Source organism: Rudanella lutea DSM 19387, from assembly GCF_000383955.1.
Classification (GTDB): Bacteria; Bacteroidota; Bacteroidia; order Cytophagales; family Spirosomataceae; genus Rudanella; species Rudanella lutea.
In genome coordinates this window covers 5,048,977-5,063,780 of the sequence record NZ_KB913013.1, presented here as the reverse complement: position 1 = coordinate 5,063,780, position 14,804 = coordinate 5,048,977, and the positions used below count along the sequence as shown (strand labels likewise).

Annotated in this window: 17 protein-coding genes and 1 pseudogene; 13 read left to right on the top strand and 5 right to left on the bottom strand. The window is 53.7% G+C overall.

The genetic code is table 11. The annotated features are described in order from the left end of the window. Nucleotides 1-20: 20 nt before the first annotated feature. From RUDLU_RS27890 to RUDLU_RS0120775, 13 genes and pseudogenes are all read left to right on the top strand, one after another. Nucleotides 21-371 (top strand): hypothetical protein, encoded by a 351-nt coding sequence (locus tag RUDLU_RS27890; RefSeq protein ID WP_052316752.1) that lies wholly within the window; start codon nt 21-23, stop codon nt 369-371. 180 nt (nt 372-551) lie between these two features. Next, nucleotides 552-2,663, top strand: coding sequence for an ATP-dependent DNA helicase RecG (recG, locus tag RUDLU_RS0120830; RefSeq protein WP_019990369.1), 2,112 nt, complete (start codon nt 552-554; stop codon nt 2,661-2,663). 36 nt (nt 2,664-2,699) lie between these two features. Next, nucleotides 2,700-3,683: a proline dehydrogenase family protein gene (locus RUDLU_RS0120825; RefSeq protein ID WP_245581697.1), complete on the top strand. Its 984-nt coding sequence runs from the start codon at nt 2,700-2,702 to the stop codon at nt 3,681-3,683. Nucleotides 3,684-3,726: 43 nt separating this feature from the next. Further along, nucleotides 3,727-4,164: a DUF5990 family protein gene (locus tag RUDLU_RS0120820; RefSeq protein ID WP_019990367.1), complete on the top strand. Its 438-nt coding sequence runs from the start codon at nt 3,727-3,729 to the stop codon at nt 4,162-4,164. Nucleotides 4,165-4,172: 8 nt separating this feature from the next. After that, complete coding sequence (locus RUDLU_RS0120815) at nt 4,173-4,664, top strand: GyrI-like domain-containing protein (RefSeq protein ID WP_044129584.1); 492 nt, start codon at nt 4,173-4,175, stop codon at nt 4,662-4,664. A 17-nt stretch (nt 4,665-4,681) separates the two neighbouring features. After that, nucleotides 4,682-5,098 (top strand): ACT domain-containing protein, encoded by a 417-nt coding sequence (locus RUDLU_RS0120810; RefSeq protein WP_019990365.1) that lies wholly within the window; start codon nt 4,682-4,684, stop codon nt 5,096-5,098. Nucleotides 5,099-5,158: 60 nt separating this feature from the next. Then, on the top strand, nt 5,159-5,509 hold the full coding sequence (locus RUDLU_RS0120805; RefSeq protein ID WP_027303258.1) for a DUF2200 domain-containing protein: 351 nt from the start codon (nt 5,159-5,161) through the stop codon (nt 5,507-5,509). Between the two features lie 37 nt (nt 5,510-5,546). Further along, nucleotides 5,547-6,908: pseudogene (locus tag RUDLU_RS27885) on the top strand (flavin monoamine oxidase family protein). Nucleotides 6,909-7,044: 136 nt separating this feature from the next. Further along, entirely contained in the window at nt 7,045-7,824 is a 780-nt protein-coding gene (locus RUDLU_RS0120795; RefSeq protein WP_019990361.1) for a phytanoyl-CoA dioxygenase family protein, read from the top strand. 44 nt (nt 7,825-7,868) lie between these two features. Next, nucleotides 7,869-8,285, top strand: a complete 417-nt coding sequence (locus RUDLU_RS0120790) for an SRPBCC family protein (protein WP_019990360.1) — start codon at nt 7,869-7,871, stop codon at nt 8,283-8,285. 36 nt (nt 8,286-8,321) lie between these two features. Then, nucleotides 8,322-9,200, top strand: a complete 879-nt coding sequence (locus RUDLU_RS27880) for a hypothetical protein (RefSeq protein ID WP_019990359.1) — start codon at nt 8,322-8,324, stop codon at nt 9,198-9,200. A 6-nt stretch (nt 9,201-9,206) separates the two neighbouring features. After that, nucleotides 9,207-10,130: a tRNA (adenosine(37)-N6)-dimethylallyltransferase MiaA gene (gene miaA / locus RUDLU_RS0120780; RefSeq protein ID WP_019990358.1), complete on the top strand. Its 924-nt coding sequence runs from the start codon at nt 9,207-9,209 to the stop codon at nt 10,128-10,130. A gap of 219 nt (nt 10,131-10,349) precedes the next feature. Continuing rightward, nucleotides 10,350-10,907 (top strand): heme oxygenase-like domain-containing protein, encoded by a 558-nt coding sequence (locus RUDLU_RS0120775; protein ID WP_019990357.1) that lies wholly within the window; start codon nt 10,350-10,352, stop codon nt 10,905-10,907. A 98-nt stretch (nt 10,908-11,005) separates the two neighbouring features. Here the strand turns inward: RUDLU_RS0120775 and RUDLU_RS0120770 are convergent, their stop codons facing one another. The 5 genes from RUDLU_RS0120770 to RUDLU_RS0120750 all read right to left on the bottom strand — a co-directional run bounded on the left by RUDLU_RS0120770 (nt 11,006) and on the right by RUDLU_RS0120750 (nt 14,708). Continuing rightward, complete coding sequence (locus RUDLU_RS0120770) at nt 11,006-11,623, bottom strand: aminotransferase class IV (RefSeq protein ID WP_019990356.1); 618 nt, start codon at nt 11,621-11,623, stop codon at nt 11,006-11,008. Further along, a complete protein-coding gene (locus tag RUDLU_RS0120765; protein ID WP_019990355.1) occupies nt 11,553-12,596 on the bottom strand; it encodes an aminodeoxychorismate synthase component I in 1,044 nt (347 codons plus the stop codon). The genes RUDLU_RS0120770 and RUDLU_RS0120765 overlap by 71 nt, the downstream gene beginning before the upstream one ends. Before the next feature lie 102 nt (nt 12,597-12,698). Then, nucleotides 12,699-13,514: a hypothetical protein gene (locus RUDLU_RS0120760; protein WP_019990354.1), complete on the bottom strand. Its 816-nt coding sequence runs from the start codon at nt 13,512-13,514 to the stop codon at nt 12,699-12,701. A 247-nt stretch (nt 13,515-13,761) separates the two neighbouring features. Continuing rightward, entirely contained in the window at nt 13,762-14,058 is a 297-nt protein-coding gene (locus RUDLU_RS0120755; protein WP_019990353.1) for a winged helix-turn-helix domain-containing protein, read from the bottom strand. Continuing rightward, a complete protein-coding gene (locus RUDLU_RS0120750) occupies nt 14,055-14,708 on the bottom strand; it encodes a hypothetical protein (RefSeq protein WP_019990352.1) in 654 nt (217 codons plus the stop codon). Before RUDLU_RS0120750 ends, RUDLU_RS0120755 begins: the two co-directional genes overlap by 4 nt. Between the last annotated feature and the right edge of the window lie 96 nt (nt 14,709-14,804).

Sequence of the window (14,804 nt, the reverse complement as noted above, 5' to 3'; positions counted from 1 at the left end):
TCGTGCTATCGTAAACCGAAGTGGCCAAACTCTACACGGGTGATACTCGTTCTGATATAGGATCAGAGGCCGAGAAGATGCGTTTTGCCAACACAATTGAGGTTGAAGTCAAGGAGCTTTGGCTCGATGTGTTTGAAGACGAGCTACGGGGCATGCACGGAGCGGGATTTGTGCATCGCAGCCTCAAACGGCCGTCTAATCTGGGCGGTTTGGCGTTCGACAATATTCTGCTCACCGAACAGGGGCTACGCCTGATCGACGTAGGAATTTCGGCCTTGAAAAAGCAGGGGGGCAATATAATATTTGAAAAGTATGTAGCGAACGAAGAGGCTGAAATGGCCGAGTTTCGGGATTATTTTCTGAATCGTTAAAGTAGGGCTGAAGGCGTTTTAAATCTATAACGAGCTGTAAGCCTTATTAATGCTATGACGCAGAGATGCACAGAGGTTCACGGAGTTGCACAGAGAAATAGGTAGAAAGCCTAGAGAAAACTCTGCGTTTTCTCTGGACATCTCCGTGTTATAACCACAAGGGGCTTTAGCCCTGACACCATGACTGAGCAGAAGTCTTTTTTTGATACCAAAATCGAATACCTCAAGGGGTTAGGACCGCAGCGGGCCGAACTGCTCAATACCGAATTGAGCATCTTCACCTATGGCGACCTGATTCAGTATTACCCCTTTCGGTACGACGACCGTACGCGCTTTTACACGATTAACGAACTGGACGAAAGCCTACCTTCCGCTCAGATTCGGGGGCGGCTGCGCGACTGGGTTGTGGAGGGCGAGGGTAGTAAAAAACGGATTATCGCCAACTTCACCGACGGTACCGGCACCATGCAGCTGGTTTGGTTTCAGGGACTTACCTGGCTCGAAAAATCTTTGCGCCCCAACGGCGAATACGTAGCCTACGGCAAACCGCAGGGTTTCAACGGGCGGTACAGCATTGTCCACCCCGAACTCGACCCGGTAGGCCCGGCTATGGAGCTCGAAACGGGTATGCAACCCGTGTACAACCTGACCGACAAGCTCCGCAAACGCAAACTCGACAGCAAGGTAATTTCGCGGGCGGTGCGGTCGCTGCTAGAAAGCTCGTGGCAGCACATTCACGAGACCCTGCCCGCCGAACTGATTGAAAAATACCGGCTCATCAGCAAGGCCGAAGCCCTCTGGAATATTCACATTCCGCAAAATCAGGCGTGGCTCAAGCAGGCCATGCGTCGGCTAAAGTTTGAAGAGCTGTTTTACAATCAGCTACGGCTCATATCAAACAAACTACTTCAGAAAGAGGAGTTTCCGGGTGCGGTTTTTAAAAATACCAGCCTCCTCAAGCACTTTTACGAGCACCTGCTGCCGTTTCCGCTCACAGGCGCACAACAGCGCGTACTCCGCGAAATTTATACCGACTGCAACACGGGTAAGCAGATGAACCGGTTGCTACAGGGCGATGTGGGCAGCGGCAAAACCATCGTGGCCTTTATCTCGATGCTGCTCGCCATTGCCAACGGGGCGCAGGCCTGCATGATGGCCCCCACCGAAATTCTGGCCGATCAGCACTACAATGGTCTGAAAGATTTTGCCGAAGCCATGGGCCTGAACATCGGTATTCTGACCGGCTCCACGAACAAGAAGAAGCGAGTGGTACTCCACGAAGAACTACAGTCGGGCAAAATGCATATCCTCATCGGAACGCACGCCCTGCTCGAAGATGCTGTTCAGTTCAAAAATCTCGGCCTGTGCATTATTGACGAGCAACACCGGTTTGGGGTGGCGCAACGGGCCAAAATGTGGGCCAAAAACCCGGTGGTACCACCCCATATTCTGGTCATGACAGCCACGCCTATTCCGCGCACCCTCGCCATGACCCTCTACGGTAACCTCGACCTCTCGATCATCGACGAGTTGCCCGCTGGCCGCAAACCGATCAAGACCGTGCATAAGTACGACAAACACCGCGCCGAGGTGTTTGGCTTCATGCGTACCGAACTCGAAAAAGGGCGGCAGGTGTATGTGGTGTACCCGCTCATTGAGGAGTCGGAGAAGCTCGATTACAAAGACCTGATGGATGGGTTTGAGAGTATTCAGCGGGCGTTTCCAAGGCCGAAATACGAGGTGGGTATGCTCCACGGAAAGATGCTGCCCTACGAGAAAGACGACGAAATGCAGCGGTTTCTGAAACGCGAAACGCAGATTCTGGTAGCCACTACGGTCATCGAAGTAGGTGTAAACGTACCCAACGCAAGCGTGATGGTGATTGAGAGCGCCGAGCGGTTTGGCCTTTCGCAGCTGCATCAGTTGCGCGGGCGCGTGGGCCGGGGGGCCGATCAGTCGTATTGTATCCTGATGACGGGCTACAAACTCAGCACCGATACCCGCACCCGGCTCGAAACCATGGTACGGACCAATAACGGTTTCGAAATTGCCGACGTCGACCTGCAGCTACGCGGCCCCGGCGACCTCACCGGCACGGCTCAAAGCGGTATCATGGACCTGATGATTGCCGACCTCGCGAAAGACGGAGCTGTGCTAACGGCCGCCCGCGAGTCGGCGCAGCAGATTCTGGACCTCGACCCACACCTCGTGCTGCCACAGCACACGCCTATCCGCAACCATCTGGACCGGCTCAAAAACCGCAAAGACAACAACTGGAGCCGGATTTCGTAGTAGAAACGCTTAGCTGAGAACAGACAGGCTTTGGCGTTGACAACGAGAAAAAAAATAGAGAACCCATTCAAATACGAGCCAAAACAAGTGGATAATTTATTGACCATTGGAGCAGAGGCACTAAAAAAAGCAGCCCTGAATGAAGAGGCTAAAAACTTTATACTTACAAACGAGAAACTCTTCAAGACCTTAAAAAAAGCGGCCAATCGGTACATCGGCGGAGAGACATTGGCGGAGACTATTCTCTCGATCCAACAGCTAAACCGTGATGGTTTCTCGGTGACTACCGACTACATGGGCGAGAGCATCCGTACGGAAAAAGACGCGAATGAGGCAACGGATGAGTTTGTGAACCTCGCCAGCGCTATCCACGAGGAAAAGCTGAACTCCTCTATCTCGTTAGATTTATCACATATCGGGATGCTCGTGTCAAACGACCTGGCGAAGCATAACCTACGGCGGATATGTTCACAGGCGGCCCAGGCCGATAAAGAAGTCATAATCAGTATGGAAGGAACAGACAGAACCGACTCGATTATTGACATCTATAAAGAGACACTGAAAACCCATTCAAATCTGGGCATCACCGTACAGGCGTATCTCTACCGGACTAAAGATGATTTCACGGAATTGTCCCAATTACCGGGTAGTATTCGGATGGTGAAAGGGGCCTACCATACGCCCGCCAACCAGTCAATGCCGAGAGGCAATGAGCTTGACGAGGTCTATCTGCACTATGTGGATCAACTACTTTCGAAAAACCACCCCTGCTCTATTGCCTCCCATCACGAGAAAATACACGAAGAAGCGGTGAAGCTTATCGACCAATACAAAGCCACCAACTATGTACTGGAGCGGTTGCTCGGTATCGGCAACGAAGCGCTTACCCTTTTTAAAGACAGAGGCTATGCCTGCCGTATGTATGTAGTATATGGCAAAGAATGGTACCTGTATTTGTGCAACCGCTGGGCCGAATATCCGCTGAACCTGTTCAAAGGATTGGCAGATATTGTGGGTTAATAAGCTGGTTTTCATACAACCTACTTCTTGGTATACCATAACCATGGGAGAACAAACAATTACGATCCGAATTAGTATCCAAAAACCAGTTTCTGGCCTTATGTATGGTCTGCAAAAAGGGAGTGGCACTAAGTATGAAACTGTCCAAAAGCAACTAGCTGGTACTGACGATCTTTGTTTTGAGGTTGAGCTTACCCTGAAAGAGAACCGAACGGGGGAGCTTACCTTTTACGGGCCTTATGCGCAAGGACCTGCCAACGAACGGTTTCTTTACGTTGATATGGGGCACTACGCGGGCCAGATAAACGCTCCTACTGGCGGACGCCTGAAAGTACCGCTGCCGAATATAGACGACACGTTAAAACAGGGCGCGCTTCACGGGAGTGTCCTCAGGGCGCGGGTTGCCGGACGAAAAGAACAAAATGGCAGTCCGAATACGGGGACTGTAAAGCCATTGGGTGGGTGGGAAATAGAAAAATAATTAGCCTCATGCAGTTGCACACGATACAGCCAAGAATAGAGACAGCAACCGAAAAGAAACTGGTTGGTAAACGGCTGACGATGAGCCTCGCCAACTACACAGTAGGCGAACTATGGCGGGGTTTCAGGCCGAGGCTCCCTGAAATAAACCATCGCGTATCGAATGACCTTATTTCGCTCGTCGTTTACCCGCCTTCCCATTTTGTCCACTTTGACCCCGCCAACGAATTTGAACGGTGGGCAGCCGTTGAGGTAACCCACTTCGATCAGGTACCCAACGAACTGGAAACCTTTGTGGTGCCGGGAGGCCTGTATGCCGTTTTCGACTACAAAGGCTCAAGCACTAATTCCTCAATTTTCCAGTACATCCTTGGTGTGTGGCTCCCTAACTCAGCCTACATCCTCGACAACCGGCCCCATTTTGAAGTGCTGGGCGAAGCCTACAGAAACAACGACCCTCTTTCCGAAGAAGCGATTTGGGTGCCGATTCAAGTAAAGTAGAAACCCTGGATACCAGTATGAATGATAGCTTAATCAGTTCAGGAGAGAAAAACATTGATGTACTTCTAAAATCAATGAAGCCCCGGCTGAATGCAGGCGAATACGTGTTTTGCACCGTTCAGAATCTGAGTCAAGTATTGCCTACCGACTGCCTGATGATGTTCCAGGAGGCCGAAGGAACTACCTTAATCCTGGCAAAAGAAGTAGCTGATACCTACAAATTTCAATATTCGTACATCGCCAGTTGGATTACGCTGACGGTCCATTCGTCGCTGGAGGCAGTGGGGTTAACGGCTGCTTTTTCGGGAGCTTTAGCCCTTGAAAACATCAGTTGTAACGTAGTCGCGGGCTATTTTCATGACCATCTCTTTGTCGACAAGAAAGATGCAGAGAGAGCTATGCAAATCCTCCAACGATTCTGTGCGACGAATTAGCGATTGAATTCTATTCGCTAATAAAGGAATGGGTTTTTTAATGTCTAAATCTGGAACACCATGAATCACTCTCGAATTTACCGCATGCTGTTTTCGAGCGTTTATCCGTTGTACGTCCAAAAAGCAGAGAAAAAAGGACGTACGAGGGCGGAGGTCGATACAATTATCTGCTGGCTAACCGGTTACGATGCCGATGCACTGCAAGCGCAAATCGACAGGAAAAGCGATTTTGAAACCTTCTTCGCCGAAGCACCGGGCCTGAACGCTAATGCGTCGAAAATTACGGGGGTGATCTGTGGACATCGGATAGAAGACATCGAAGATAAACTCGTGCAACAGGTTCGCTATCTGGATAAGCTGATTGATGAATTAGCGAAAGGCAAAGCCATGGAGAAAATCCTCAGAAGCTAATCGGGTCGGCAAGCGGGCCTAAGTACGCTTAAAAACGATGCATAGACGCCAATTTATTCTGGATGCGTTAACCGGGTTACCCGTTTTATGGACCTCTTCACTGCTGGCGAGTTCGTGTCAGCAGGGCACGGCGGTTGCGCCCAACGGTAAAACCGTCATTGTGGTAGGCGCGGGCATATCGGGTCTGGCTGCAGCTAAAAAGCTGAAAGAAAGAGGCTTTACGGTTACCGTGCTCGAAGCGTAGGAGAAAGTAGGCGGGCGTTTAAGAACCAACCGAAGCGCTGGCGTTGCTTTTGATGAGGGAGCGAGTTGGATTCACGGCATCAGTGGAAACCCGATTACTACACTTGCGCAACAGGCCGGTATGACTACATTCCATACCCGCGACGAAAGCCGAAAGTCGTATGATGTGGGCGGTACCTTACGAACAGCAACTTTGTACGACAGGGCCGAAAATGAGTTTTACACCATCCTGGGCTCATTGATGAAGCAAGGGAGCGCCACGCAAAGCTTTGCGACGGTTTTCAACAAACTGTACCCTGCCTACGCCAACGATCGCCTTTGGAAATTCCTACTCTCTACGTACCTGACGTTCGACTGCGGTGATCTGGATACCCTCTCATCCCTACTTTACGATGAAGGCGAAGAATTTGGCGGTGTCGACCACATCATCACCAATGGCTACGATACCATTGCCAACTATCTGGCTCAGGGCTTGTCGGTTCAGCTCAATCAGCGTGTAACAAAAATTGACTACTCGGCCAGGAACGTGAGCGTGACCCACAACGGCACCGTGACCACGAGCGATTACGTACTCGTGACCGTGCCGTTGGGCGTACTGAAAGCAAATACGATTCAATTTACGCCCGCGCTACCCGCTCAAAAGCAAAACGCCATTGGGAAAATAGGTATGAACTGCGTGAACAAGTTTCTGCTGACCTGGAACACGGCTTTCTGGGACAATGTGCAGTACCTGTCGTACACCCCCGAAACCCCGGATAAATTCAATTATTTTCTGAATCTGAAAACGGTTCACCCGGAAACCAATGGCCTGATGACGTTTGCCTACGCCGATTATGCCCGGCAAACCGAAAACATGACCGACGCGCAAGTTACCGGCGAAATCATGGCCCACCTACGCGATATGTACGGCACGGGTGTTCCGAACCCAACCCAGTTGTTACGCACTCGCTGGCAGACGAACCCAAATTCGCTCGGAGCCTACTCCTACACCGCCGTCGGGACTGAGATGCGGCATTTTGACGACCTCGCCGAAACTGTAAACAACCGACTGTTTTTTGCAGGCGAACATACCGAAGTCGACTATTTCTCAACCGTTCACGGGGCCTACCTGAGTGGCTTACGGGAAGCCGACAAAATCATTGACTTGAACGGTTAATAACATAGCAAGAGCGCAGCCACTCGGGCAAACGAATGCGTACCCCAAATTCAACGGCCGCTTGTTTGGGTTCTGGGCTCATTCATTCAGAACTTTGTATCAATCAGGCACACCTGTCACACTCCTCACAAACACCATGAACGAGCTCTCAGCCGACCAAATTGACCAATTCGTTCGGGATGGGTTTGTGCAAATTGCAGAGGCTTTCCCTATCGAAATCGCCCAACAGTGCCGCACCCTTTTGTGGCAGGCAATCCCGTGCGACCCGCAAGCCCCCGCGACATGGACACAGCCCGTATTTCGGATTGGGGAAATGACCGGAGAGCCATTCCAAAAGGCCGCCAACACGCCTGTTCTACACCGGGCATTCGATCAGTTGGTCGGTCCCGGCCGGTGGGTACCCCGGGCGAGTCTGGGCTCCTTTCCCATCCGGTTTCCGAGTCAGGTGTCGGCGGGTGATACGGGCTGGCACGTGGATGCGAGCTTTCCGGGCGACGACCCAACCGATTATTTCAACTGGCGAATCAACATACACTCCCGGGGCCGCGCGTTGCTGATGCTCTTTCTGTTTTCAGACGTAACCGAGCACGATGCGCCAACCCGTGTGCGGGTAGGTTCGCACCGCGACGTAGCCAAAATTCTGCAACCAGCAGGCGAACAGGGGCTCTCGTTTCTGGAAGTGGCTCATCAAGTAGCCTGCTTACCAGACCATCCCGAGGCCCTGGCTACGGGCCAGGCCGGCACGGTCTATTTGCTCCATCCATTCACGGTTCATGCCGCTCAGGATCACCACGGCACCGAGCCTAAATTTATGGCGCAGCCACCACTACAGCCCCACACCGACTGGAATATCTTTCGGCCCGCACAAGAGCTCTACCCCGTAGAACGAGCAATTCTGGAAGTTTTAAATGCGTAAACCTTTCGTTACTTTGGTCGACTCAAAAACAGCCAAACAACCCTATGGAATCCACTAAAATCACGATTCAGGCAAACATTGCCGCCCCAATTGGCAAAGTCTGGGCCTACTGGACTGAGCCCGCACACATTACCCGCTGGAACTTCGCCACCGACGACTGGCAGTGCCCCAGCGCCGAAAACGATTTGCGGCCCGGCGGCAAGTATATGGCCCGTATGGAAGCCAAAGACGGAAGCTTCGGTTTCGACTTTGAAGCTATTTACGACCGGGTTTTAGATGGGCAGGAACTGGCCTACACCATGCCCGACGGACGACAGGTAACTACCCGCTTCGATGCGCAGGACAACACCACGCAGGTAACCACCACGTTCGATGCCGAAAACCAGAACCCTGTCGAGATGCAACAGGCTGGCTGGCAAGCTATTCTAAATAATTTCAAGACGTACACCGAGACGAACTGAAGCCAATTTCATCCACTCAATCTTTCGTGACAACGATTGTCCAGTAACCCCAACCCGCCCCCGGACCCAAACCGGCTCAAACCGCCAACCGGCCTAACGCCCTTTGTGCTCGACCCGATTCCGGGCACCCGCACCCTGCTGCACCGGGTCGATTTGCCAACGTACGAACGGCTCCGGCTCACCACCGATCCCGAGCCTTTTTTCCGCGACCTGTCGGAACGGCTGCGGGCCGAGGGCTGGTTGGTGGTGCATCTTTGGGCCGATGTCGAGCAGTCGAAACCGGCCGTAGTGGCCTCGCGGATACGGGCGCTCGCGGGCGATTCGGTGCGGATACCGGCCCGGCTAACGCAGGTTCGGCGCATTGACCGCCCGACGGCGCTGGCATTTCTGGAACAAAATCATCTTCAGGTAGCCACCGCGTCGAAGTATAAATACGGCCTGTGGCTTCCGCAGCGCTATTTTCGGGTACTTCCGCCCGACTATCTTACCCCTGAGCAGGCCAGACAACCCGAATGCCTGGTTGCCGTAGCTACGTTTAGCCATCCCCGCACGATTCCGCGCGATGGGCAGCCCTACCGCTCGTACGAACTGGTGCGGTTTGCCAACCGACTGGGCTGTACGGTGGTGGGCGGTCTCGATAAGCTTCTGAAAGCATTTGTGACCGCGCATGCACCCGACGACATTATGACCTATGCCGACCGCGACTGGTCGGACGGGCGCAGTTACGAGCGGCTGGGCTTCGAACGGCTGGGCGAAACGGGGCCTCAACTATTCTGGCTCGACCCCATCACCCTGGAACGGCATTACCCGCACCGAATCGACGATACAACGGGGCTTATTCCGGTCTGGAACGCGGGGAGCATTAAGTTTGTAAAGAAATTACGGTTTACTTCTTCAGACCCGCTTACCTCCTGACCCAGCATGAACACTTCGCCCCTGCTTGTTATTTTAGGCCCTACCGCCAGTGGCAAAACCCGACTGGCGGTGCAGGTGGCCCGGCAACTGGGCGGTGAAATCATCAGCGCCGACTCACGGCAGGTGTACCGGGGCATGGACATTGGCACGGGCAAAGATCTCGACGAATACACGACTGATAACCAGACGATCTCGTACCACCTCATCGACGTTGTAGACGCTGGCGACGACTACAATCTGTACCGGTATCAGCAGGATTTTCACCGGGCCGTGGCCGATATTCAGAGCCGGGGGCGCCTGCCCATTGTGTGCGGAGGTACCGGCCTGTATATCGAAGCAGTGCTGAAAGGCCACGCCTACACGGCTATTCCCGTCAATGAACCCTTGCGGGCCGAACTCGGCACCCTCACCGACGAACAATTGGCCCACCGATTCCGCCAAACTCCATCGGCCTACAGCCCGGTTGCCGATACCTCGACCCGCAAGCGGCTTATCCGGGCGGTCGAAATAAGCCTGTACCTCAACGCCCACCCCGACGTGCAGCTTGGGGCAGGCCCGGCCTACGAGGCCCGGCTGTTTGGCATCGACGTCCCCGTTGAGCTGCGTCGCCAGCGCATCAGCACGCGGCTCCGGCACCGCTTGCAGCATGGCATGATCGACGAAGTGAAGCAACTGCTGGCGCAGGGCGTCCCGGCCGAAAAACTCGTTTTCTACGGTCTGGAATATAAGTTTATCACGCAATACCTGAGCGGTGAACTGGACTACGAAACGATGGCTACCCGGCTCGAAACGGCCATTTATCAGTTTGCCAAGCGCCAAATGACGTTTTTTCGAAAAATGGAACGCGACGGCCTGCCTATTCAATGGCTCGATGGTACCCAACCCACCGACGCGTTGAGTCATCAAATCGCCACGCTCATTTCCCGTTGACGGGCCGATCGCAAAACCTACGTTTGGGTAAAAATCAGAACACTTCCGCTACCCTACAGGCAGGTCTCAGAAAGTAGGGCCACTGGCTCAGATTTACTTCTATATACCCGGCCGTTTACACAATTTTGCATACACGATTGGTAGACTATTCATACTCCCCACGGGCGGGAGTTTCGGGCGCGCGCGGGTGTATCTGTCTGGGTTACTATTTCAACGATTATGAACTTTCTCTCACTTCTTCAACAGCAGGCCGGGCGGCTGCATGAGCAGATTCGGGGCTTGCTCTCGGCCAATCCGAGCAACGACGTGCTCCCACTGAAACAGTACCAGCAACTTCTCTGTATAAACCTGGCGTACTACCGCGCCCTCGAACGAGCCCTGACCGAACAGGCTGCCTACCTGCCGGGTTACGACCGACTTCTGCAATGCCGCACCCCGTATCTCGTAGCCGACTTGTTGGCAACAGGGGCACCCATTCCACAACAATACCCGACCTATTTTGCCTCGTGGTCATCGTGGAAACTGCTGGGAGCCGCTTACGTGGGCGAAGGCCTCTCGACCGAAGCTAAAGAAATTAATGTAGCCCTCCAGAAAAGCCCCCTGGTGCCACCTATGGCCCGTATTTCGCGCTTTTTCAACACCTCAGCGAGCCACCAGGCCGTTGAATCGTACGTACGGGTGCACGCCAAAGGCCACGAAGAAGAGGTCTTTCACGGGGTACAGGAAGCTCTGCAATTATATTCGAACCTGGCACACGACCCGGCTGTGGTACAGTAATGTTGTCAGCTATGGGATAATCTGCCCTTCAGTACTGGACATTAGATGTTAGACATTAGACTTACTACCATTCTGTAGGGAGGTCTAATGTCTAACATCTAATGTCCAGTACTGAGAATCTGCCCTATATCCAGCATGGGGGTTTGGTCCCAGTCGAGCATGGCGTTGAGCAGCTTGAGCCCCTTGAAATGGGGAATATCGGCCGGGCGGATCTCGGCCGGGTGCAGCACCCCCTCGGCCAGTAGCCGGGCCCGCATGGTACCAGCCAGCAAAGGCCGGGCGGGCGTCAGCCACCGTATGCCGTCATACAAAGCTACGTTGGCATACGAGGTATCGGTCAGCAAACCATCGCGTACCAGCAACACATCGTCGGCCGAACCACGTTGCGCAAACAAGGCATTTAGAGCCCGTCGGTCGGCATATTTATAGGCATAATCGAGACCGTCGGCGTCTACCAGCCTGAGGCTTTGTACCCGCCGAGGGCTGTATTCTTCAAACTCGACCAGCTGAACGTCAGGCCCATACGTTACCCGGCACTTATACACCTGCTCGGACCGGAGCCAGTCGGGCAACCTCACGACCTCGTCGAGCCGCAGTGCATCGGCCCGGTGCCATAAAGCGTGCCGCGTGCGGTTGAGCCGGTCGTTATGCGCCGATAGATTCTGAAGTTGACGGTGCCGAACGCACAGGGTTTCGAGGCAGGGTTGTGGATGCATGCGTAATGGGCAGATACACTTTTTGGATCATTTCCTGATACTCCGAGCGGGCGTCGGACCGGGCCGTAATACCCCCTCCACTTTTGAAAATAAGCTGCCCGCCACTCGCTTCGATAAAGCGAATCATTACCCCGGAGTCCAGATTAGCCCCATCGAAATAGCCGCATATTCCCGTATAATAGCCGCGTTCGTAGCCTTCGGCCTTACGTATAATGTCGACCGTTTTAGGTTTCGGAGCGCCACTAATCGACCCGGCGGGCAGCAAACTTGCCAGCAGCGACCCCATTTGATCGGGCCAGTTGTTGGGTAGCAGGGCGGCAATTTCGGAGCTTACCTGCCACAGCCCGCCCCCGCTCGTCTCCAGCCGATCCAGATACCGGTACCGCTCTACCCATACCTTCAGGGCTATTTGACTCAGGTCGTTCCGAATCAGGTCAACAATGGTTGCGTGTTCGGCAGCTTCTTTGGCATCGGCCAAAATGGTAGCCTGGGCATTGGGTACCTGAGCCGAAATGGTTCCTTTCATCGGAAAACTCGCCAGCCGGTTTCCGTGAATCTGCACAAACGATTCGGGCGAAAAGCACACGAACCGGTCGGCCAGCCGAACCTTGTAGCGGGCTGCCGTGTGGGTGTATAGCTCGGGTAGGGTCAGATTCGTTTCGATGGGCGTTTGGGCCGACAGATTGACCAGAAAGGAGTTACCGAGCCGGATATTCTGCACCACATAGTCGAACCCGATGCGGTAATGTTCAAACGAAATCGGGTATTTCTGAAACGAAACCGGTCGGCAAACCGGCGGCCGGGGAGCCGACGCAACCGGTTCTCCGGTAAAATCGAACTGAACATCGTACGCGGCCCACTCATCGGGGCGTAGCACGAGGGGCATCCGGCCATCAAAATCCAGCAAAAACAGAAACGGCTGACGCTGACGCCCGTACGTATTCATCTGGTCAATAGCCGAATCCGAAAGCATACATACTGACTGGTTTGTGGTTGAAGCGTAACAAAAACAATCGGAGTTGTCGATGCCGCAATGACAATAGGAACCCCAATTTAGTTCGATCGGCCCGGCGATTTACAGCTTGCGGTCGGTGCGGAATGCGGCTCCAATACGGAGGCCCACGTACCAGCCAGACGATCTAAACGACACCCGTTGCAGCGGATTGGTTTCGGTGATGAACTCGGGCCGTGAGCCCACCCGGTAGCCCCCGTCGAGGGCAACTACCAGCGCTTGCTCGTGATTGACACAATCGTCGTACCGGCGTTGTACCCCAAACCGGTAAGTGGCCGTCAGGCCCAGATCAACCGCACCGGCCGTTGTGTTAAGTTGTGTCGACTGCGATGCGCCGGGGTTGTTTAGGGCCGCCGACAGCGTGGGCGTCTGACTCTGCCCACTCGCAATACGTAGCCGAATCGGTATCGACATCACCCCCAGCGTTGGCATTAGCCCAAACCCCGCCCGTTGAATAATTCGGTAACCCATGCCCAGCCGGAACGTCGACACGCCGATACTGGCCTTATTGGTCCCGTTGGTGGCCGATCGGGTCCCTAGGCCGAAGTTAATATCGGTAAGCAGAAAAATGGGCTGACGCGAAATTTTCATTTGCGTACCCATCCCAACCGTTCGAAAGCGCCCGGTCAGAGCGGTGTACCCGTTACGGACCAATTCGGCATTGAGAGGGTCGAGCGCAATATTCTGCCAACCCATCCGGTAGTAGGTCGTTATATCGCGCGACCAGGGTCGGCGTACCGGGGGTCTCAACTCAGTATCATTGGCAATGGGCCCAAGCGGCACCGGAATTGGTTGAGCCATAGCAGGCAGCCCAGCAGCCAATAGCCCGAAAAGTAAGCACTTTGTAGCATTCCGACGCATGCCGTTTTCGTTTAGCATTCACTCGAAGCGGTTTTGAATTAATCAAGTTGGCCGCCAATGGCGTCTTTTGATCCTCAACAGGGCACTTTTTGCGAACCAAAATCCACTCATTGTATGCTCAAATTGCAAATCCGAACAGCTTCTTAACGAACAAAATCGGCGATCTGATGCATGAAAAATGGACAGCAGCCCGTTTGTTTTCAAACGGGCTGGCACCCAAAAAAAGTCGTGAGCGGGCGTAGCAGGAAGGGCTACAAAGCAGCGCTTAAATCGTACGAATGAAAGCTTCGAGCGCGTTGAGGTGTTCGGTGAAGGCCTGCCGACCTGCTTCTGAAGCCTGATAGGTTGTATTGGGTTTTCGGCCAACAAACTGTTTCTGCACCAGCACATACCCGGCTTCTTCGAGCGCGCGGAGGTGCGTAGCGAGGTTTCCGTCGGTGAGGGCCAGCAACTCTTTGAGCCCGTTGAAGCTCATCGACTCGTTGACCATCAGCACCGACATAATACTCAGCCGCGCTTTACTCTCAAACGCTTTGTTGAAGTGGGCCAGTAGCTCTTTCATGCAGCAGGTTGGTGGGTGGGGTTCCGATCGTATTTCCAATACATCGCCATTCCGTACAAGATGTGGAGCACCCCAAAGCCAACCGTCCAGAACAACAGACTCCAGCCCGTGATAAATAGAGCCAGCAATCCGAGCGCAATTTCGCAATAAGCGAGATATTCAACATCCCGTACGGTGTATTTACTACCGTTGAGCAGGGCAAGACCGTAAAAAATAAGCGTAACGGGCAGTGTGAGGAACAACAACCGGTACTGCAACAGAGCCAGACACACCCCGCCACCAGCCAATAAAGGCACGGCCATGGCCCAAATCAATCGGCGCGACGCCAGATTCCAGACCGGCTGCCCCTGCTGCCGGGCTTTGCGCACCGTAAACAGAATACCCAGCCCCAGCGCGGCCAGCAACACCAACACGGCCGTTTGCACCAGAAACAAATGCACCTGCTCGTATTGCGCCAGCCCGTAATTGGCCAGTTTATCATACGGCAACGCACTCAGCCAATCGGTACGGACACGCAGATAGACTACCCCGGCCCCAATGAGCGCCACGATACCAGCCGATACGCCCGACAAGCCACTGAGCGACAAAAACTTGGACGACCGCTCCATCAGGCTCCGGATCTCGGTCAGGGTTTGCAGATGCTCGTTCATAAATCGTTATAGTTACTTACACGGTTTAGGTTTCCTGATGCCCGGTGTACCGGACTCTGGTTTATCATTTCTGGCTGACTAAGCCTGCCTGGTACC